Annotated in this window: 17 protein-coding genes; 9 read left to right on the plus strand and 8 right to left on the minus strand. The window is 68.0% G+C overall.

All coding sequences use genetic code 11. From position 1 onward, the window contains the following. Positions 1–21 precede the first annotated feature (21 nt). The 3 genes from dapE to cls all read left to right on the plus strand — a co-directional run bounded on the left by dapE (position 22) and on the right by cls (position 3,629). Positions 22–1,161, plus strand: coding sequence for a succinyl-diaminopimelate desuccinylase (gene dapE / locus OHZ10_RS10925; RefSeq protein WP_342702441.1), 1,140 nt, complete (start codon positions 22–24; stop codon positions 1,159–1,161). A gap of 11 nt (positions 1,162–1,172) precedes the next feature. Beyond that, complete coding sequence (gene prmB / locus OHZ10_RS10930; RefSeq protein WP_059233842.1) at positions 1,173–2,081, plus strand: 50S ribosomal protein L3 N(5)-glutamine methyltransferase; 909 nt, start codon at positions 1,173–1,175, stop codon at positions 2,079–2,081. 108 nt (positions 2,082–2,189) lie between these two features. Then, positions 2,190–3,629: a cardiolipin synthase gene (gene cls / locus OHZ10_RS10935; protein WP_059233841.1), complete on the plus strand. Its 1,440-nt coding sequence runs from the start codon at positions 2,190–2,192 to the stop codon at positions 3,627–3,629. Between the two features lie 61 nt (positions 3,630–3,690). Here cls and OHZ10_RS10940 read toward each other — a convergent pair whose 3' ends face one another. Then, a complete protein-coding gene (locus OHZ10_RS10940; protein WP_059233840.1) occupies positions 3,691–4,170 on the minus strand; it encodes a glutathione peroxidase in 480 nt (159 codons plus the stop codon). A 136-nt stretch (positions 4,171–4,306) separates the two neighbouring features. Here OHZ10_RS10940 and OHZ10_RS10945 point away from each other — a divergent pair, with 136 nt between their 5' ends. Beyond that, on the plus strand, positions 4,307–6,238 hold the full coding sequence (locus tag OHZ10_RS10945; protein ID WP_256085030.1) for an ATP-binding cassette domain-containing protein: 1,932 nt from the start codon (positions 4,307–4,309) through the stop codon (positions 6,236–6,238). A 139-nt stretch (positions 6,239–6,377) separates the two neighbouring features. Here OHZ10_RS10945 and OHZ10_RS10950 read toward each other — a convergent pair whose 3' ends face one another. The 3 genes from OHZ10_RS10950 to alr form a co-directional block, all read right to left on the minus strand. Further along, complete coding sequence (locus OHZ10_RS10950; protein ID WP_059233838.1) at positions 6,378–6,644, minus strand: DUF2866 domain-containing protein; 267 nt, start codon at positions 6,642–6,644, stop codon at positions 6,378–6,380. 146 nt (positions 6,645–6,790) lie between these two features. Beyond that, a complete protein-coding gene (gene radA, locus OHZ10_RS10955; RefSeq protein ID WP_059233837.1) occupies positions 6,791–8,167 on the minus strand; it encodes a DNA repair protein RadA in 1,377 nt (458 codons plus the stop codon). Positions 8,168–8,178: 11 nt separating this feature from the next. Then, entirely contained in the window at positions 8,179–9,249 is a 1,071-nt protein-coding gene (gene alr / locus OHZ10_RS10960) for an alanine racemase (protein WP_059233836.1), read from the minus strand. Between the two features lie 218 nt (positions 9,250–9,467). Between alr and lplT the strand changes: the two genes are divergently transcribed. Continuing rightward, positions 9,468–10,775, plus strand: coding sequence for a lysophospholipid transporter LplT (gene lplT / locus OHZ10_RS10965; protein ID WP_059233835.1), 1,308 nt, complete (start codon positions 9,468–9,470; stop codon positions 10,773–10,775). Between the two features lie 58 nt (positions 10,776–10,833). Continuing rightward, complete coding sequence (thiD, locus tag OHZ10_RS10970) at positions 10,834–11,643, plus strand: bifunctional hydroxymethylpyrimidine kinase/phosphomethylpyrimidine kinase (protein ID WP_342702444.1); 810 nt, start codon at positions 10,834–10,836, stop codon at positions 11,641–11,643. Between the two features lie 18 nt (positions 11,644–11,661). Here thiD and OHZ10_RS10975 read toward each other — a convergent pair whose 3' ends face one another. From OHZ10_RS10975 to tsaB, 4 genes are read right to left on the minus strand one after another with little or no spacing between them, the layout of a single operon-like run. After that, the gene (locus OHZ10_RS10975; protein WP_342702446.1) at positions 11,662–12,627 is read right to left on the minus strand and encodes a DUF1853 family protein; all 966 of its coding nucleotides are present in this window, start codon (positions 12,625–12,627) and stop codon (positions 11,662–11,664) included. Then, positions 12,624–13,652 carry a uracil-DNA glycosylase gene (locus tag OHZ10_RS10980; RefSeq protein ID WP_174993044.1) on the minus strand — a complete coding sequence of 343 codons (1,029 nt, stop codon included), beginning with the start codon at positions 13,650–13,652 and terminating at the stop codon, positions 12,624–12,626. Before OHZ10_RS10980 ends, OHZ10_RS10975 begins: the two co-directional genes overlap by 4 nt. Next, positions 13,639–14,139, minus strand: a complete 501-nt coding sequence (rimI, locus tag OHZ10_RS10985; protein ID WP_059233831.1) for a ribosomal protein S18-alanine N-acetyltransferase — start codon at positions 14,137–14,139, stop codon at positions 13,639–13,641. Before rimI ends, OHZ10_RS10980 begins: the two co-directional genes overlap by 14 nt. Then, positions 14,136–14,903, minus strand: coding sequence for a tRNA (adenosine(37)-N6)-threonylcarbamoyltransferase complex dimerization subunit type 1 TsaB (gene tsaB, locus OHZ10_RS10990; RefSeq protein ID WP_174993045.1), 768 nt, complete (start codon positions 14,901–14,903; stop codon positions 14,136–14,138). Before tsaB ends, rimI begins: the two co-directional genes overlap by 4 nt. Positions 14,904–15,050: 147 nt before the next feature. On the opposite strand from tsaB, the gene OHZ10_RS10995 reads away from it, so the two are divergent. The 3 genes from OHZ10_RS10995 (at position 15,051) to aceA (ending at position 18,942) form a co-directional block, all read left to right on the plus strand. Then, complete coding sequence (locus tag OHZ10_RS10995; RefSeq protein WP_059233829.1) at positions 15,051–15,320, plus strand: acyl-CoA-binding protein; 270 nt, start codon at positions 15,051–15,053, stop codon at positions 15,318–15,320. A 360-nt stretch (positions 15,321–15,680) separates the two neighbouring features. Next, positions 15,681–17,234 carry a DEAD/DEAH box helicase gene (locus OHZ10_RS11000; protein WP_342702449.1) on the plus strand — a complete coding sequence of 518 codons (1,554 nt, stop codon included), beginning with the start codon at positions 15,681–15,683 and terminating at the stop codon, positions 17,232–17,234. Positions 17,235–17,634: 400 nt separating this feature from the next. Next, positions 17,635–18,942 (plus strand): isocitrate lyase, encoded by a 1,308-nt coding sequence (gene aceA, locus OHZ10_RS11005; protein WP_256085034.1) that lies wholly within the window; start codon positions 17,635–17,637, stop codon positions 18,940–18,942. Positions 18,943–19,145 lie beyond the last annotated feature (203 nt).

Genomic DNA, 19,145 nt, shown 5'->3' on the forward strand with positions numbered 1-19,145 from the left:
TTATCGAAAGTGGTCCGAACCATGTCCGCCACCCTAGCCCTTACCGAACAGCTGATCGCCCGCGCGTCCGTGACGCCCGACGACCAGCACTGCCAGCAGATCATGACCGAGCGCCTCACCGCGCTCGGCTTCGAATGCGAGACCATCGCGTCGCACGGCGTGACCAACCTGTGGGCCGTCAAGCGCGGCGCCGACGGCCGCGACGGCAAGCTGCTCGCGTTCGCGGGCCACACCGACGTCGTGCCGACCGGCCCGCTCGAGCAGTGGACCTCGCCGCCGTTCATTCCCGCCCATCGCGACGGCAAGCTGTACGGCCGCGGCGCGGCCGACATGAAGACGTCGCTCGCGGCGTTCGTCGTCGCCTCCGAGGAATTCGTCGCGGCCCACCCCGGCCACCGCGGCGCGATCGCGTTCCTGATCACGAGCGACGAGGAAGGCCCGGCCACCGACGGCACCGTGAAGGTCGTCGAACTGCTGCAGGAACGCGGCGAGCGCCTCGACTACTGCCTCGTCGGCGAGCCGACGTCGACCGCCGAGCTCGGCGACGTCGTCAAGAACGGCCGCCGCGGGTCGATGTCGGGCGAACTGGTCGTCAAGGGCGTGCAGGGCCACATCGCCTACCCGCACCTCGCGAAGAACCCGATCCACCTGCTCGCGCCGGCGCTCGCCGAGCTCGCCGCCGAACAGTGGGACGAAGGCAACGAATACTTCCCGCCGACCACCTGGCAGGTGTCGAACCTGCACGCCGGCACCGGCGCGACCAACGTGATCCCCGGTCACGCCGACCTGCTGTTCAACTTCCGCTTCTCGACCGCCAGCACGGTCGAAGGCCTGCAGGCACGCGTGCACGCGATCCTCGACAAGCACGGCCTCGAATACACGCTGAAGTGGTCGGTCAGCGGCCTGCCGTTCCTCACGCCGCGCGGCGAGCTGTCGGGCGCGCTGGAGCATGCGATCCGTACCGAGACTGGCATCACGACCGAACTGTCGACGACGGGCGGCACGTCGGACGGCCGTTTCATTGCGCGCATCTGCCCGCAGGTGATCGAGTTCGGCCCGCCGAACGGCAGCATCCACAAGATCGACGAGCACATCGAGGTGCGCTTCATCGACCCGCTGAAGAACGTGTACCGCCGCGTGCTCGAACAACTGATCGCCTGATGGAGCCTCGCATGACGACACCTTTTGCCACTGTTCGCGACCTGCTGCGCTACGCGGTCACGCGCTTCTCGAAGGCGAAGCTCGCGTTCGGCCACGGCTCCGACAACGCGTACGACGAGGCGGCCTATCTCGTGCTGCGCACGCTCGACCTGCCGCTCGACACGCTCGAACCGTTCCTCGACGCGCGCCTGCTGCCCGACGAAATCGCGGCCGTACTCGCGGTGATCGAGCGGCGCGCGACCGATCGCGTGCCGGCCGCTTACCTCACGCATGAAGCGTGGATGCATGGCCACCGCTTCTACGTCGACGAACGCGTGATCGTGCCGCGCTCGTTCATCGGCGAGCTGCTCGACGACGGGCTGCAGCCGTATGTCGCCGATCCCGAGCAGGTCGGCGCGGTGCTCGAACTGTGTACCGGTTCCGGCTGCCTCGCGATCCTTGCGGCAAGCGCGTTCCCGAACGCCGAGATCGACGCGGTCGACCTGTCGGACAAGGCGCTCGAAGTCGCCGAGATCAACGTGCGCGACTACGGCCTCGAAGACCGCATCGGATTGCACCGCGGCGACCTCTACGCACCCCTGCCCGCATTCCGCACCGACCCGGGCTCGCGCTACGACGTGATCCTGACGAACCCGCCGTACGTGAACGCATCGTCGATGGCCGCGCTGCCGCCCGAATACCAGCACGAGCCGGAGATGGCGCTCGCGGGCGGCGACGACGGCATGGACATCGTGCGACGCATCGTCGCCGAAGCGCACCGCTGGCTGCACGACGACGGCGTGCTCGTCGTCGAGATCGGCAACGAGCGCGAGCACGTCGAAGCGGCATTCGGCGGCCTCGAACTCACGTGGCTGCCCACCAGCGCGGGCGACGACGCCGTCTTCCTGATCCAGGCGTCGGACCTGCCGCGCAAGGCCTGAACCTTTCCGGCCCGCCAACCGTGCGGCACACCGTTGCGCCGCACGGTTGGGTAAGATGCGCGTAGGCGGCCGCCCGGCCGCCCGACCTCAGGAGTCCGTCACGCGCCCATGACCCTCGACTGGCTACATCTCGGCACCCTGATCCTGACCATCCACGTGCTCGGGATCGTTGCGGCATGCCACGCGATCATGAACACGCGCACGTCGCAAGGCGCAATCGCGTGGGCCGTCTCGCTCGCAGCCATGCCGTACCTGACGCTCATTCCCTACCTGTTCCTCGGCCGCAGCAAGTTCTCCGGCTACGTCGACGCCCGGCGCCACGAGCTGGAAATGTTGCGCACGCACACGCCGCGCTCGCCGTGGCGCACCACCGACGCAACCGACGGGCCGGCCGCCGACGCGCTCGGCCAGGCCGCCGTGCTCGCGCTCACGCGGCTCGGCGGCATGCCGTTCCTCGGCGGCAACTCGGTGCGCACGCTCGTAAACGGCGACGCGACGTTCTCCGCCATCCTGTCGTCGATCGACGCTGCGCGAGACTACGTGCTCGTCCAGTTCTTCATCGTGCGCGACGACGCGCTCGGCCGGATGCTGCGCGACTCGCTGCTCGCGCGCGCGGCGGCCGGCGTGCGCTGCTGCCTGCTGTACGACAGCATCGGCAGCTTCGACCTGCCGCACAGCTACGTCGACACACTGCGCCGGGGCGGCGTCGAAGTTCATCCGTTCGCGACCAACCGGAAGTTCGTCAACCGCTTCCAGCTGAACTTCCGCAACCATCGCAAGATCGTCGTCGTCGATGGCAATCGCGCGTTCGTCGGCGGTCACAACGTCGGGGTCGAATATCTCGGTGCGAAGCCGCGCCTGTCGCCGTGGCGCGACACGCACATCGAGATCCGCGGCCCCGTCGTCGCGAGCATTCAGTATGTATTCGCCGAAGACTGGCACTGGGCGACGCAGAAGCTGCCGCCCATCGCGCTGCCGCCGCCGGCGCAGCCCGGCGACGGCATGCATTGCCTCGCGGTGCCGATGGGGCCGGCCGACAAGCAGGAAACCGGCTCGCTGTTCTTCGTCGAATCGATCAATGCCGCACGCGAGCGGGTCTGGATCACCACGCCGTACCTGGTTCCCGACGAAGCTGTAATCTCCGCGCTGAAGCTCGCGGTGATGCGCGGCGTCGACGTGCGCATCCTGATTCCGAGCCGGCGCGATCACTACGTCGTGTTCGAGGCGTCGAAGCTGTACGCGCGCGACCTCGTCGATGCCGGCGTGAAGGTGTTCCGCTACCGGCCCGGCTTCCTGCACCAGAAAGTCGTGCTGATCGACCGCATCGCGGCGGCAATCGGCAGCGCGAACCTCGACAACCGTTCGTTTCGCCTCAATTTCGAGGTGATGGTGCTGACCGTCGACCGTGCGTTCGCCGACGAAGTCGAAACGATGCTCGAGGCCGATTTCGCGCAGGCGTACGAGGTCGATGCGAACGAATACCGCCAGTCGCCCGCGTGGCGGCGCATCGCGATGCACGTCGCGCGGCTGTTCGCGCCGATCCTGTAGCGGCCGGGGCGATGGCCGCGCCGGCGCAATCCGCACCGGCGCTACACACGCCGCCCCGCCTTCACAGCAGCGTGTCGATATCGGCGGCGATTTCGTCGGGCTTGGTCGACGGCGCGTAGCGCTTGACGATGCGCCCGTCGCGGTCGACCAGGAATTTCGTGAAGTTCCACTTGATCGCCTTGAGGCCCAGAATGCCGGGCGCCTCGTCGGTCAGGTAGCGGTACAGCGGATGCGCGTGATCGCCCTTCACGTCGATCTTCGCGAACATCGGGAACGTGACGCCGTAGTTGCGCTCGCAGAACGCGCCGATCTGCGCGGCGTCGCCCGGCTCCTGCTTGCCGAACTGGTTGCACGGGAAACCGAGCACGAAGAAGCCGCGCGCCGCGTACTGGTCGTACAGCTTCTGCAGGCCCGCGTACTGCGGCGTGAAACCGCACTCGCTCGCCGTGTTGACGATCAGCAGCACCTTGCCGCGATACGCGTCGAGCGGGGCCGGCGCGCCGGCGAGCGTCTCTGCGCTGAACGAATACAGGGTGGACATCGGACACTCCTTTTACGAAACCGGATCGACACGGAGTCTAGGCGAAATTGCACGGTTGTGGCATCCGCCGAGCGGCCGATGCCCGGCGCGACCGGCGCGCAGTCTAGAATAGCGGTTTTGCCCAGTCATTTCCGCCGTGATCCGTTTCAATCAGTTCAGCCTTGCGCGCGGCACCAAGCCGCTGTTCGAGTCGACCTCGTTCGTGCTCAATCCCGGCGAGAAAGCCGGCCTGATCGGCGCGAACGGCGCCGGCAAATCGACGCTGTTCTCGGTCCTGCGCGGCGAGCTGCACTCGGACGCCGGCGATTTCTCGATGCCGCCGTCGTGGCGGATCGCCCATGTGTCGCAGGAAACGCCCGCCGTCGACCGCTCGGCGCTCGACTACACGCTCGACGGCGATGCCGCGCTGCGCGAGATCGAGGCGCGCATCGCCGCCGCCTCGGCCGCGCATGACGGCGCCGCCGAAGCCGACGCGCACGCGGCGTTCGCCGACGCCGACGGCTACACGGCGCCCGCCCGCGCAGAAGCGCTGCTGCTGGGTCTCGGCTTCACGCTCGCGCAGACGCGCGAATCGGTCGCCAGCTTCTCCGGCGGCTGGCGCATGCGCCTGAACCTCGCGCAGGCGCTGATGTGCCGTTCCGACCTGCTGCTGCTCGACGAACCGACGAACCACCTCGACCTCGACGCGATCGTCTGGCTCGAAGACTGGCTGCACCGCTACCCCGGCACGCTCGTCGTGATTTCGCACGACCGCGAATTCCTCGATTCGATCTGCAACGTCACGCTGCATCTGGAAAACCGCCAGGTGAAGCGCTACGGCGGCAACTACTCGCAGTTCGAAGTGCTGCGCGCGCAGCAACTGGCGCTGCAGCAAAGCGCATACGAAAAGCAGCAGAAGACGATCGAGCACCTGCAGAGCTTCGTCGACCGCTTCAAGGCCAAGGCGACCAAGGCCAAGCAGGCGCAGAGCCGGATGAAGGCGCTCGAGAAGATGGAGCTGATCGCGCCCGCGCACATCGCGTCGCCGTTCACGTTCGAATTCCGCACGCCCGACGCCGCGCCGAACCCGATGATGGTGATGGAAGACGTCCGCTGCGGCTACCATGCCGACGACGGCGCGGAAATCCCGATCGTCGAGCGTGTCGCGCTGTCGATCCAGAACGGCCAGCGCATCGGCCTGCTCGGCGCGAACGGCCAGGGCAAGTCGACACTGATCAAGACGCTGGCCGGCACGCTCGCGCCGCTGTCGGGGCACGTCCGCGACGGCAAGGGGCTGACGATCGGCTATTTCGCGCAGCACCAGCTCGAAACGCTGCGCGAAGACGATTCGCCGCTCGCGCATCTGGCGCGGCTCGCGCCCGATACACGCGAGCAGGAACTGCGCGACTTCCTCGGCGGCTTCAATTTCTCGGGCGACATGGCGACCAGCCCGGTCGGCCCGTTCTCGGGCGGTGAAAAGGCGCGCCTCGCGCTTGCGCTGATCATCTGGCAGAAGCCGAACCTGCTGCTGCTCGACGAACCGACCAACCACCTGGACCTCGAAACGCGCCACGCGCTGACGATGGCGCTCGCGCAGTTCGAAGGCACGCTGATCCTCGTGTCGCACGACCGCCACCTGCTGCGCGCGACGACCGACCAGTTCATGCTGGTCGCAAAGCACCGGCTGCAACCGTTCGACGGCGACCTCGACGACTACCGTGACTGGCTGCTGCAGCACGCGGCCGAGCAGCGCGCAGCGGCGAAGGCCGACAGCGCGGCTTCGCCGGGCGCCGGCGCAGCGGCCAACCGCAAGGACCAGAAGCGTCAGGCCGCCGAGGAGCGGCAGCGCCTGTCGGTCTTGAAGAAGCCGCTGCAGAACCGCATCACGAAGCTCGAAAAGGAAATGGAGGCGCTGCACGCCGAGAAGGCGCGCCTCGACACATTCGTCGCCGATCCGGCGAGCTACGAGGCCGAGCGCAAGACGGAGCTGACCGATGCGATCCGCAGGCTCGGCGACGTCAACGCGCGTCTCGAAACGGTCGAGGCCGACTGGCTCGCCGCACAGGAAGAACTCGAGCAGATCGGCTGAACGCAGGCCCGATGCGGCCTGCCGATGCACCTGCCCGGTGCGTGGGCGGCCGCTCGGGCGCCTGCCGGGCCCGGATACGACAAGGCCGGGCGCACTGGCCCGGCCTTGTCGTCAGCGTCGTTCGTCGGCCGCCGCCCGCTCAGCGGCGCGGCAACGTATCGCGCGGCATCTGCTCGTCGTCACCCATCAGGTGCCGGCGCCCTTCGGCCGGCCGGCGGATCGCCGCGGCGACTTCCGCTTCGGTCACATCCTCGGACACGACCTTGCGTGCGAGGCGCCCGTCGTCGTCGATCCATTCGACGATCCGGCATCCACCGCCCCACGGCTGGCGAATCGGCTCCGACACGCGGCAGCCGCGCAGGTTGTAAAGGCGTCCGCCCGGCGCTTCCCCATACGATTTCAACATAGGTTCCCTTCGCATTGCGCGGTTCGACAATCCGGCAAAGGATAGGGAAAAGCGATGTCCGGCGGGTTACAGAAGCCTACATATTCTTTACAGCGAATTACGCGCCAGATCGCCGGCAGCCCCGGCCCGCATGCCTGTGCGGCCGGTCACTCGAGATCGCGCACGCGGTCGATCGCCTGTTCGAGCCGATCGACGGCCATCACGTTCAGCCCTTCGATCGGCTGCTTCGGCGCATTCGCCTTCGGAATCAGCGCGGACGTGAAGCCGAGCTTCGCCGCCTCGCGCAGCCGCTCCTGCCCGCGCGGCGACGGCCGGATCTCGCCCGCCAGCCCCACTTCGCCGAACACGATCAGCCCCTTCGGCAGCGCCTTGTTGCGCATCGACGAATGGATCGCGAGCAGCACTGCGAGGTCGGCCGCCGGCTCGGTGATCTTCACGCCGCCCACCGCATTGAGGAACACGTCCTGGTCGAAGCACGCGATACCTGCGTGCCGGTGCAGCACCGCGAGCAGCATCGCGAGCCGGTTCTGTTCGAGGCCGACCGCGAGCCGGCGCGGGTTCGGCACGTGCGCGGTGTCGACGAGCGCCTGGACTTCGACGAGCAGCGGCCGCGTGCCCTCTTGCGTGACGAGCACGCACGAGCCCGGCACGACCTGTTCATGCTGCGACAGGAACAGCGCGGACGGATTCGCGACGCCGCGCAGCCCGCGCTCGGTCATCGCGAACACGCCGAGTTCGTTGACCGCGCCGAAGCGGTTCTTGAATGCGCGCACGAGCCGGAACGACGAATGCGTGTCGCCTTCGAAGTACAGCACCGTGTCGACGATGTGCTCGAGCACGCGCGGGCCGGCCAGGTTGCCTTCCTTCGTCACGTGCCCGACCATGATGATCGCGGTGCCCGACTGTTTTGCGATGCGCGTGAGCTGCGCCGCGCATTCGCGCACCTGCGCGACCGAGCCCGGCGCCGACGTGAGCGCTTCCGAATAGACGGTCTGGATCGAGTCGATCACGGCCACGTCCGGCCGTTCCGCGTCGATCGCGGCCTGGATCTTCTCGAGCTGGATCTCGGCGAGCAGCTTCAGCTCGTCTGCGGGCGCCCCGCCGTCGAGCAGCGCAAGCCGTTGCGCGCGCAACGCGATCTGCGCAGCCGACTCCTCACCGCTGATATAGAGCGCGCGCCGCTCGCTCGCGATGTCCGCGAGCGACTGCAGCAGCAGCGTCGACTTGCCGATGCCGGGATCGCCGCCGATCAGGACGACGCCGCCCGGGACCAGCCCGCCGCCGAGCACGCGATCGAATTCGCCGATACCGGTCGAGAAGCGCGGCACGTCGGCGGCTTCGATGTCGACGAGCCGTTGCACGGGCGCCCGCTTCGCGAGCGACTGGAACCGATGGGCCGCCGGCGCTTCGGCGACCGATTCGACGAGCGTGTTCCACGCCTGGCACGACGGGCACTGGCCCTGCCACTTCGGGGTCTGTCCGCCGCACTCGCTGCAGACATAAACGGTTTTCTGTTTGGCCACGCGCGACGCCCTTATTCCGCTCGCACGGGCACGCGGCCGGCGACCGCGCACATCAGCTCGTAACCGATCGTCCCGCAATGGCGCGCGACGTCGTCGATCGGCAGCGCATTGCCCCACAGCTCGACGCGTGCACCGACGCCGGCCTGCGGGCACGGGGTCAGGTCGACGGTAATCATGTCCATCGACACGCGGCCGACGATCCGCGTGCGGATGCCGTCGACGATCACCGGCGTGCCTTCGGGTGCGACGCGCGGATAGCCGTCTGCGTAGCCGCACGCCACGACGCCGATCCGCATCTGCGCCTGCGCGGAGAACGTCGAGCCATAGCCGATCGCCTGGCCCTTCGCGATCGTCTGCACCGCGATCAGCTCGGACGCGAGCGTCATCGCGGGCTTCAGCCCTGCGTCGGCGATGTCGGACGACAGCCCCGACGGCGACGCGCCGTACAGCACGATCCCCGGCCGCACCCAGTCGAAGTGCGTATCCGGGTGCCACAGCACGGCTGCCGAGTTCGCGAGACTGCGCGCGCCGGCGATGCTTTCCGCGCCGCGCTCGAAGGTCGCGAGCTGCTCGGCGACGCCACGCTCGTTGTCCGCGTCCGAGAAATGGGTCATCAACGTGATCTGGCCGATGCCGGGGCACGCGCGGGCGCGCTCCCACGCCGCACGGTATTTTTCCGGCACGTAGCCGAGCCGGTTCATCCCGCTGTTCATCTTGAGCTGCACGTTGACCGGCTTCGACAGCCGCGCCGTTTCCAGCATCCGCATCTGCTCGTCGTTGTGGACGGTCGTCGTCAGGCTGTAGCGGTCGATCACGTCGATGTCGGTCGACCGGAAGAAGCCTTCGAGCAGCAGGATCGGGCCGGCCCAGCCGAGCTCGCGCAGCTTCACGGCCTCGTCGAGGTCGAGCAGGCCGAAGCCGTCGGTGCCGCGCAGGCCCGGAAACGCACGGGCGAGACCGTGGCCGTACGCATTGGCCTTGACGACCGCCCAGACCTTGGACGGGCCGGCAAATCGGCGGACGACGGAGAGATTGTTCGCGAGAGCGGCGGTGTGGATGGTGGCGGAGATCGGGCGCGGCATGGGAAATTTACGTAAAGACGCTTGCGAATCATCAGCTTACCGCGCCTTTTGAGCACTGAAGCCGACAATTTGCGGAACGATCGGGGAATCTTGCTAGTCCGAATTGGCGTATTTTCATGTTATAAAGCCGTGCGCACAACCCATTTCGAACGGAATAAGCCGATCGCATACCAGGCGGCCTACGCGGCCCTGCCGCAGCGACGAAAGCATCGCATCAGATGAAAAAAGGTTTTTACACCATCATGGCCGCGCAGTTTTTCTCGTCGCTGGCCGACAATGCGCTCCTCATCGCCGCCATCGCCCTGCTGAAAGACCTCCACGCCCCCAACTGGATGACACCGCTGCTAAAGCTGTTCTTCGTGTTGTCGTACGTGGTGCTGGCGGCGTATGTCGGTGCGTTCGCGGATTCGCGCCCGAAGGGCCGCGTGATGTTCATCACCAACTCGATCAAGGTGGTGGGCTGCATGATCATGCTGTTCGGCGCCCACCCGCTGATCGCGTACGGGATCGTCGGCTTCGGCGCGGCCGCCTATTCGCCCGCCAAGTACGGGATTCTCACCGAGCTGCTGCCGGCCGACCGGCTGGTCGCCGCGAACGGCTGGATCGAAGGCACGACCGTCAGCTCGATCATCCTCGGCACCGTGCTCGGCGGCGCACTGATCAGCCCGCACATCGCGTCGCACGTGATCGCGCATACGCCCGACTGGATCAGCACGCCCGCCGAAGCGGCGATGGCGATCATCATGGCGATCTATGTGATCGCCGCACTGTTCAACCTGCGCATCCCCGATACGGGCGCCCGCTACCCGAAGCAGGAACGCGGCCCGGTCAAGCTGCTCACGGATTTCGCCGACTGCTTCATGGTGCTCTGGCGCGACAAGCTCGGCCAGATCTCGCTCGCGGTCACGACGCTGTTCTGGGGCGCAGGCGCGACGCTGCAGTTCATCGTGCTGAAGTGGGCCGAAGTGTCGCTCGGCATGTCGCTGTCGGAAGGCGCGATCCTGCAGGCCGTGGTCGCGGTCGGTGTCGCGGCGGGTGCAATCGCCGCCGCCGCCCGGATTCCGTTGAAGAAGTCGCTGACCGTGCTGCCCGTCGGCATCATCATGGGCATCGCGGTGATGCTGATGGCGTTCTACACGCGCGACCTGTTCCCGTCGCACTGGGCCGTGCACTTCGGCCATCTGCGCATGCCCGTCTACCTGATCGTCGCGTACATCTTCCTGATGTGCGTCGGCGCGCTGTCGGGCTACTTCGTCGTGCCGATGAACGCGCTGCTGCAGCATCGCGGCCACGTGCTGCTGTCGGCCGGCCACTCGATCGCGGTGCAGAACTTCAACGAGAACCTGTCGGTGCTCGTGATGCTGTGCCTGTATGCGGTGCTCGTGTGGCTCGACGTGCCGGTCGGCGTCGTGATCGTGCTGTTCGGCACGTTCGTCTGCCTGACGATGTGGCTCGTGATGCGCCGCCACCAGGCGAACCAGCGTCAGTTCGACTCGGTCGCGCTGATCGGCGAATCGCGGCACTGACGCTACACTTTCCGTTTCCGTCCGCCGGCGCCGGTCTTCGAACCGGCGCGTTGCCCTCATGACGCACCCGATACCCAACATCCTGACGATCGCCGGCTCCGATTCGGGCGGCGGCGCAGGCATCCAGGCCGACCTGAAGACCTTCTCCGCGCTCGGCGCGTATGGCGCGAGCGTGATCACCGCGCTGACCGCGCAGAACACGCGCGGCGTGACGGGCGTGCATGCGCCGGACGCCGCGTTCGTGACCGCGCAGCTCGATGCGGTATTCGACGACATCCGCATCGATGCGGTCAAGATCGGGATGCTCGCGAACGCGTCGATCGTGCGCGCGGTGGCCGACGCGCTGCGCCGTTACGCGCCGCGCTTCGTCGTGCTCGACACGGTGATGATCTCGAAGAGCTCGCACGCGCTGCTCGCGCCCGATGCCGTCGATGCGTTGCGCGATGCGCTGCTGCCGCTCGCGACGGTCGTCACGCCGAACCTGCCGGAAGCGGCCGCGCTGCTGAACGATGTCCCCGCCACCACGGAAGACGACATGGTGCGGCAAGGCCGGGCATTGCTGCAGACGGGCGCGCGCGCCGTGCTGATGAAAGGCGGCCACCTGCCCGATGCGTCCGCGAGCCCCGACTGGCTCGTTGAAGCGGCACGCACCGTGCGGCTCGACGGTGCACGCGTGCCGGTCAGCAACACGCACGGCACCGGCTGCACGCTGTCGTCGGCGATCGCCGCGCTGCTGCCGCAGCAGCCCGACCTCGAAAGCGCGGTGCGCGAAGCCAAGACCTACCTGACCGGTGCGATCGCCGCGAGCGGCGACCTCGACGTCGGCCGCGGCGTCGGCCCCGTCCATCACTTCCATCGCTGGTGGTAAGCGCCGGCTGACGCGGCGTCAGCGATCCTGCGCCGCGAATGCCTGTGCGCGGGCCGGCCAGTCGTCCGGCACCACGAAGCCGCGCGCCCTTTCGCGCCACGTACCGTCACTGCCCGGTTCATGCACGCCGATCAGCGCCGGCGCCTCGCGCGTCGTCAACACGGGCGGCAGCGCCAAAGCGGCCGCCAGCGGCTCGGGTTCGAATCCGGTATCGGCGGCCGCCCGTCGCGGCGCGAGCCATGCCAGCCTCGGCAACACGCTCCATGCGGCGCCGGCACGCTGCGAGGCCGCCCACGCCGGCCACTGCGCGTGCGTCAGCCAGAATCCATGCGGGTGATCCGGAGCGATTTCCGCTGAAACCGGCGGCAACGGCGTGCCGTGCGGGTAGAACAACCAGCCCTTGATGAACATCTGCGCGTCGGACGGCGCGCCAAAGCCGAGCCGCGCAAAGCCGTCGTGTTCGGCGAGCCGCAACTGGTGATCGAGCAGCCGGCTGCGCTTGCGGTCGAACCGGTCGACGAGATTGGGGCCGACGAAGTCGGCAAGCGACGCGCCAGCGCGTACCGGCGCGCACAGATAGCACTTCACCGCGAGCTCCCAGTGCAGGCGCTGCCCGTCCGGCGCATCGACGAGAAAATCGACTTCGCCGAGCGTCTTGCCGTTGCTGCGCAGCGGGAGATTGGCCGCGACGAGCCGCAGCGACGGGCCGTGCGTCAGGAAATACTCGAGCAGGCATTCGGCGTAGCGGCCGAGCCGGGTCGGCCGGAAGCCGTCGAGCGCGCGATGCAGCGGCTCGGGCTGCGCATCGAGCGCGGTGAGCCATGCTTCGACGGCCGATCGTCCAGCCGCATCCGGCCACGGTTGCGCAAGCGGCGCGCCCGGCACCGCGGTCAGCAGGCTCGGGCTGGCCAGCAGCCAGCCCAGATCGCGCACCGCGGCGTCATGCAGCGTATCGACGAACGCGAACGCCGCGCCGGTCGTCATTGCCCGGCCGGGCCGTTCGCGTCAACGCCTTCCGCGCGCTGGAACGTGTCGCGCGCGAGGCACAGGTCGGCCCACGCCTTCGACTTGTCCTGCAGGCTGCGCAACAGGTACGCCGGGTGGTAGGTGACGATCACCGGCACGCCTTCGTACGCATGCACGCGGCCGCGCAGCGACGCGATGCTCGCGTCCGTCTTCAGCAGCGTCTGCGCGGCAAAACGGCCGAGCGCGACGATCAGCTTCGGCTTCACGAGCGCGACCTGGCGCTGCAGATAAGGCTCGCAGCTCGCGACCTCGTCCGGCTCCGGGTTGCGGTTGCCGGGCGGACGGCACTTGATCACGTTCGCGATGTACACGTTGTCGCCGCGCTTGAGCGACAACGACTGCAGCATGTTGTCGAGCAGCTTGCCGGCCTGGCCGACGAACGGCTCGCCCTGCTTGTCCTCGTTCTCGCCCGGCGCTTCGCCGATCAGCATCCAGTCCGCTTCGCGGTCACCGACGCCGAACACGGTGTTGGTCCGCTTCTCGCACAGACGGCACTGCGTGCAGTCGGCCACGCGCGCCGCCAGCGCATCCCAGTCGAGCGCGGCAACCGGCGTACCGGCAGGGCGCGATTCTGCAGCCGGCGCGGGCACGAAATCGCCCGGCGGCGCCGCGTCGAACCACGCGAAATCGTCGGCATCGGCCGGCGGCGCGTCGTCCATCGGCGGCATCGCATCGGTCGAGGCGGCCGGTACGGGCGCCGCAGGCACGCGATCGCGCTCGGCGACACGGCGCGCCGGCGCATCCGCGTCGCGCGCCAGCGCAGCATCGCCCGTGCGCGCAACCGCCGGCGGCGCATCGTCCTGCACCGGCGGACGCGCCGCACGCACCGGGCGCTCGGCCGCGACCGCGGGAACCCCGTCGTCAGCACCGGTTTGCGTCACCGCCGGCGCTTCGGCTGCCACGCCTTCGTCCGCGCGCTGCCCGCGCCGCACCCAGATCTGCGCGAGGCCCAGTTCCTCGAGCGCCGCTTCAGCCCACGCCATGCGCGTCTCCCTCATCCTTGTTCAGCGTCAGACGCATCACGATCGCGTCCTCCCGGCTGCGATGCTTCGCCGGATAGTAGTTCTTGCGGCGGCCGATCGTCACGAAGCCGAACCGCTCGTACAGCTGGATCGCGCGCGGATTGGACGGCCGTACCTCGAGCAGCACGCCGTCGAGCCGCTCCGCGCGCGAAATGCGCACGGCTTCGCGCAACAGCGCAAGGCCCGCGCCCGCGTGCTGCGCGGCCGGCGCGACACACAGGTTCAGCAGGTGCATCTCGTCGACCACGGGCATCAGCACGCAATAGCCGACGAGCGACCCCGTCACGTGCCGCAGGCACACGCCCAGATAGCCGTTGCGCAACGAATCCTCGAAGTTGCCGCGGCTCCACGGGAATTCGTACGCGATGTGCTCGATCGCGACGACCTCGTCGAGATCGGCGTCCGTCATCGGCGCCAGATAGCGGTCGCTCAGCAAGACACCCGTCATCCCTTCGCTCCGCCCGTCTGCGCGGCCCGTGCCGCGACGCGCTCGGCGGTGGTCTGCGCGACCTTGTCGCGCACGTATTCGGGCGCGGCCTGATCGGCCGGCACCGCCCGCCCGGCGCGGAACGCGCGCAGCGCGGCATGCGCGACCGCCAGCGCATGCGGCATCGCGTCGCCGTCGATCACGGCCGCACGCGCCGCGGCCGGCAACTGCGCGCCGAACGCGGCCGCCGCATTGCCCGCGAGCGTGAACGGCACATCGGGCACGCCGACGGCGCCCGGCGCATCGAGCGACGCCGGATGCAGCGTGCGCCAGTCGCCGGCGCCGTCATCCCATTCGAAATCCGCCCAGTAGGCTTCGTCCATCCGCGCGTCCAGCGCGGCCAGCACACGGGCCGTGCCGGGCGCGCGCAGCCGCGCGTGCTCGGCGCACGCGAGCAGCGTGCCGATCGGCACGACCGGCAACCCGCCGCCGAATGCGAGGCCCTGGGTAATGCCCGTCGCGGTGCGCAGGCCCGTGAACGAGCCGGGGCCCGCGCCGAACGCGATCGCATCGCAATCGGCAAGCGTCAGCCCGGATTCGGCGAAGAGCTCCTGGATCGCCGGCAGCACGCGCGTGCTCGACACGGCGCCCGTCGGCTCGTGGCGAACCCAGGTTTGCGGGGTGGAAACGGCGTCATCGGCGTGAGCCGAGCGCAGCAGCGCGACCGAGCAGTATTCGGTCGACGTATCGATGGCGAGGAGCACTGTTTGCGTCATGGCCGACATTGTAATGCGACGCCCCGCTCCCACGGGCGATCGGGCCCGATCTGTGCGCACGCGCGGGGCCGGCGGCGGTTTGGAAGGATCGCTCGACCCCGTGCGACGGTCCGCTTGTTAAGATCGCCCGACCTGAAACCCTTACGGAGACACCCGATGAGCGAACTCACCACCCAATTCGACCAGGCCCAGATCGACGTCAAGCAACTGACCGAACGCCCGGGCAACCTGACCCTGCTGCGCCTGTACGCGCTCTTCAAGCAGGCGACCGATGGCGATGCGCACGGCGACAAGCCGGGCTTCACCGACATCGTCGGCAAATACAAGTACGACGCATGGGACGCGCTGAAGGGCACGTCGTCGGATGCGGCAAAGCAGCAGTACATCGAACTCGTCGAATCGCTGAAAAACGGCACGGCTTCCTGACGGATCGCCCGCCGCCGCAATAGGCAATCAAATCAGTGGCGCAGCGCAGCAAAATTCTTTATAATGCGGCCTGCGTCACCTCCCGCGCTCGGCTCGCAAGCCGTTCCGGCCAGACGCCTCGTAGCGTTAAGCTCCAATCCGGTTTAGAACCTGTCCCCTCCTGCTTCGACCCTCGCGGTCGTCACTTATCAGGCTGGCGGCCCCGCTCCAGAAGCGCGCCGCACCCAAAACAGCTTCTAATGCCTCATCCGCCGACGGTTCGGCGGATTGCACCCGTTTCCCGATTTGCTCGCTGAATCCGACGACTTGGGTATGCGCGATTGGCGCCGACGTTTCACCCACTGTGTTTCAAGGATTGTTATGACTTCGAGCATCAACTCCAGCCCGCTCAACGCGATCGCCGACCAGGCGCTCGGTCTCGACGACGCCGCCGCACCGGCCGCGGTCGAACCGGCGTCGGACGAGCCGAGCTTCGCGTCGCTCGGGTTGTCGCCGGAGATCGTCTCCGCGCTGCAAGCCGCCGGCTACGTGAAGCCGACGCCGGTCCAGCAGCGCGCGATTCCGGCCGGCATCGCCGGCCGCGACCTGCTGGTCTCGAGCCCGACCGGTTCGGGCAAGACCGCTGCATTCATGCTGCCCGCGATCGAACGTTTCGCGCAGCTCCAGAAGACGCAGGCGCAGCAACCGCGCGCGCCGCGTGAACCGAACCAGGGCGACCGCCGTGTGCGCCGCCCGCAACCCGTCGCGCGCCCGGGCCTGCTCGTGCTGACGCCGACCCGTGAACTCGCGATGCAGGTCACCACGGCCGCATCGACGTACGGCAAGCACCTGAAGCGCCTGCGCACGGTCAGCATCCTCGGCGGCGTCGCCTACGGCCAGCAGCTGATGCTGCTCGCGAAGAACCCGGAAATCCTGGTCGCCACGCCGGGCCGTCTGCTCGATCACCTCGAGCGCGGCCGCATCGACCTGTCCGAACTGAAGATGCTCGTGCTCGACGAAGCCGACCGCATGCTCGACATGGGCTTCATCGAAGACATCGAAACGATCGTCGCCGCCACGCCCGAGTCGCGCCAGACGATGCTGTTCTCGGCCACGCTCGACGGCAAGATCGGTTCGCTGACGAGCCGCCTGCTGAAGGATCCGGAACGCATCGAGATCCAGCAGCGCCTCGAGTCGCGCGCCAACATCGCGCAGACCGTGCACTACGTCGACGACCGCGATCACAAGGATCGCCTGCTCGATCACCTGCTGCGCGACGACGCGCTCGACCAGGCGATCATCTTCACGGCAACCAAGATCGACGCCGACCAGCTCGCCGGCCGTCTTGCCGATGCAGGCTTCGAATCGGCTGCACTGCACGGCGACCTGCCGCAGGGCGCGCGCAACCGCACGATCCGTGCGCTGCGCGAGCGCCGTGTGCGCGTGCTGGTGGCCACCGACGTCGCGGCACGCGGCATCGACATCCCGGGCATCACGCACGTGTTCAACTACGACCTGCCGAAGTTCGCGGAAGACTACGTGCACCGTATCGGCCGTACCGGCCGTGCAGGCCGTTCGGGCACGGCAGTGAGCCTCGTGCACCACGCCGAGCAAGGCGCGCTCAAGCGCATCGAGCGCTTCGTGCGCGCGCCGCTGCCGGTCAACGTGATCGAAGGCTTCGAGCCGCGCAAGGCGCCCCCGCGTAACGGCGGCAACGGCGGCCGCGGCCGTCCGGGCGGCGGTAACGGCGGCGGTCGACGTTTCGGCGGCAAGCCGGGCGGCGGCTATGGCGGCAACGGTAACGGCAACAGCCGCAGCTACGGCGGCGGCAATGGCGGCGGCTGGAGCGGCAAGCCGGGCGGCAGCCGCGACGGCGGCCCGCGTCGCGACGGTCAGCGCAGCGGCGGCCCGCGTCGCAGCAACTCCGCGTCGTAAGCACGCACGGGCGGCGCTTCGCCGCCGCCCCAACGGATGGGCACCCCACCCATCCAGCCAACCGGCGCACCTGCGCCGGTTTTTTTTCGCCCCGCCCCACATTTCACGATGCGGAAAATTTTTTTGCGTCGTAAAAAATCATGTTGCACGGCACAACCCGTGCGATTGCGGGATGGAAAAAGGCGTTTCTCATCCCGAAATCACAAATACAAGCACTTGATTTAAAACACTTAAAAATTTACCCGATCCCCGGGCAAGCCCCCTGTTTCGCGCCTGCCGATTTGCCTAGACTCTTATACAAGACTTCGCGAAACGGAATGCTCCGCGCCCCGCTTCGCGAACCGCATCACTACCGTCAGATTCGGCCCATTAGGCAACACACCGCATCAAGGAGCTCATCATGTCGCGTCAGCAACAGGCACAGGACCTGCAACAGCAATGGGAAACCGATCCGCGCTGGAAGGGCATCAAGCGCGGCTACTCGGCCGAGGACGTGGTCCGCCTGCGCGGCTCGGTCCCGATCGAGCACACGCTGGCCAAGCGCGGCGCGGAAAAACTGTGGAGCCTCATCAACCACGAGCCGTTCGTCAACGCACTCGGCGCGCTGACCGGCAACCAGGCGATGCAGCAGGTGAAGGCCGGCCTGAAGGCCATCTACCTGTCCGGCTGGCAAGTGGCCGGCGACGCGAACGTCGCGGGCGAAATGTACCCGGACCAGTCGCTGTACCCGGCGAACTCGGTGCCGCTCGTCGTGAAGCGCATCAACAACACGCTGACGCGCGCCGACCAGATCCAGTGGTCAGAAGGCAAGAACCCGGGTGACGAAGGCTATGTCGACTTCTTCGCACCGATCGTCGCCGACGCGGAAGCCGGTTTCGGCGGCGTGCTGAATGCGTTCGAACTGATGAAGGCGATGATCGAGGCGGGCGCATCGGGCGTCCACTTCGAGGACCAGCTCGCGTCGGTGAAGAAGTGCGGCCACATGGGCGGCAAGGTGCTCGTGCCGACGCGCGAAGCCGTCGCGAAGCTGTCGGCCGCGCGTCTCGCCGCCGACGTGATGGGCACGCCGACCGTGCTGGTCGCGCGGACCGACGCGGAAGCGGCCGACCTGATCACGTCCGACGTCGACGACAACGACCAGCCGTTCCTGACGGGCGAGCGCACGGTGGAAGGCTTCTTCCGCACGAAGCCGGGCCTCGAGCAGGCGATTTCGCGCGGCCTCGCGTACGCACCGTACGCCGACCTGATCTGGTGCGAAACGGGCAAGCCGGATCTCGAGTACGCGAAGAAGTTCGCGGAAGCGATCCACAAGCAGTTCCCGGGCAAGCTGCTGTCGTACAACTGCTCGCCGTCGTTCAACTGGAAGAAGAACCTCGACGACGCGACGATTGCGAAGTTCCAGAAGGAACTCGGTGCGATGGGCTACAAGTTCCAGTTCATCACGCTGGCCGGCTTCCATGCGTTGAACTACTCGATGTTCAACCTCGCGCACGGCTATGCCCGCACGCAGATGAGCGCGTTCGTCGAACTGCAGCAGGCCGAATTCGCGGCAGCCGACAAGGGCTTCACGGCCGTCAAGCACCAGCGGGAAGTCGGTACCGGCTATTTCGACGCAGTGACGCAGACGGTCGAGCGCGAAGCGTCGACGACCGCGCTGCACGGCTCGACCGAAGACGAGCAGTTCTTCGACGGCAAGAAGGTCGCGTAACCCGCGCCCAGCGTCACGCCGGTGCCCGCCTCGTCACGGCGCGGCACCGGCCACCGGACAACAATCAGGGAGGAGACGGCAGGCGCGCGGCACTGGTCGCGCGACCCGCCGCGCGGCCTGCGGGCCGCCTGCAACGATGCGCGCCGGCTTCGTCCGGCGCGCCCTTTTTCCGCGACGCTGCCCGCGCAGCCACGGGCGCCACC

It is taken from the genome of Burkholderia arboris (genome assembly GCF_038723655.1).
GTDB lineage: Bacteria > Pseudomonadota > Gammaproteobacteria > Burkholderiales > Burkholderiaceae > Burkholderia > Burkholderia arboris.

Excerpts from the sequence above, each read along its gene's own strand:
- alr (WP_059233836.1), bottom strand. The coding sequence starts at position 9,249 with ATGCCGCGCCCGATCTCCGCCACCATCCACACCGCCGCTCTCGCGAAC.
- tsaB (WP_174993045.1), bottom strand. The coding sequence starts at position 14,903 with ATGTCGGCCATGACGCAAACAGTGCTCCTCGCCATCGATACGTCGACC.
- aceA (WP_256085034.1), top strand. The coding sequence starts at position 17,635 with ATGTCGCGTCAGCAACAGGCACAGGACCTGCAACAGCAATGGGAAACC.
- OHZ10_RS11000 (WP_342702449.1), top strand. The coding sequence starts at position 15,681 with ATGACTTCGAGCATCAACTCCAGCCCGCTCAACGCGATCGCCGACCAG.
- lplT (WP_059233835.1), top strand. The coding sequence starts at position 9,468 with ATGAAAAAAGGTTTTTACACCATCATGGCCGCGCAGTTTTTCTCGTCG.
- thiD (WP_342702444.1), top strand. The coding sequence starts at position 10,834 with ATGACGCACCCGATACCCAACATCCTGACGATCGCCGGCTCCGATTCG.
- OHZ10_RS10940 (WP_059233840.1), bottom strand. The coding sequence starts at position 4,170 with ATGTCCACCCTGTATTCGTTCAGCGCAGAGACGCTCGCCGGCGCGCCG.
- OHZ10_RS10975 (WP_342702446.1), bottom strand. The coding sequence starts at position 12,627 with ATGACGACCGGCGCGGCGTTCGCGTTCGTCGATACGCTGCATGACGCC.
- OHZ10_RS10995 (WP_059233829.1), top strand. The coding sequence starts at position 15,051 with ATGAGCGAACTCACCACCCAATTCGACCAGGCCCAGATCGACGTCAAG.
- dapE (WP_342702441.1), top strand. The coding sequence starts at position 22 with ATGTCCGCCACCCTAGCCCTTACCGAACAGCTGATCGCCCGCGCGTCC.
- rimI (WP_059233831.1), bottom strand. The coding sequence starts at position 14,139 with ATGACGGGTGTCTTGCTGAGCGACCGCTATCTGGCGCCGATGACGGAC.
- OHZ10_RS10950 (WP_059233838.1), bottom strand. The coding sequence starts at position 6,644 with ATGTTGAAATCGTATGGGGAAGCGCCGGGCGGACGCCTTTACAACCTG.
- OHZ10_RS10980 (WP_174993044.1), bottom strand. The coding sequence starts at position 13,652 with ATGGCGTGGGCTGAAGCGGCGCTCGAGGAACTGGGCCTCGCGCAGATC.
- prmB (WP_059233842.1), top strand. The coding sequence starts at position 1,173 with ATGACGACACCTTTTGCCACTGTTCGCGACCTGCTGCGCTACGCGGTC.
- cls (WP_059233841.1), top strand. The coding sequence starts at position 2,190 with ATGACCCTCGACTGGCTACATCTCGGCACCCTGATCCTGACCATCCAC.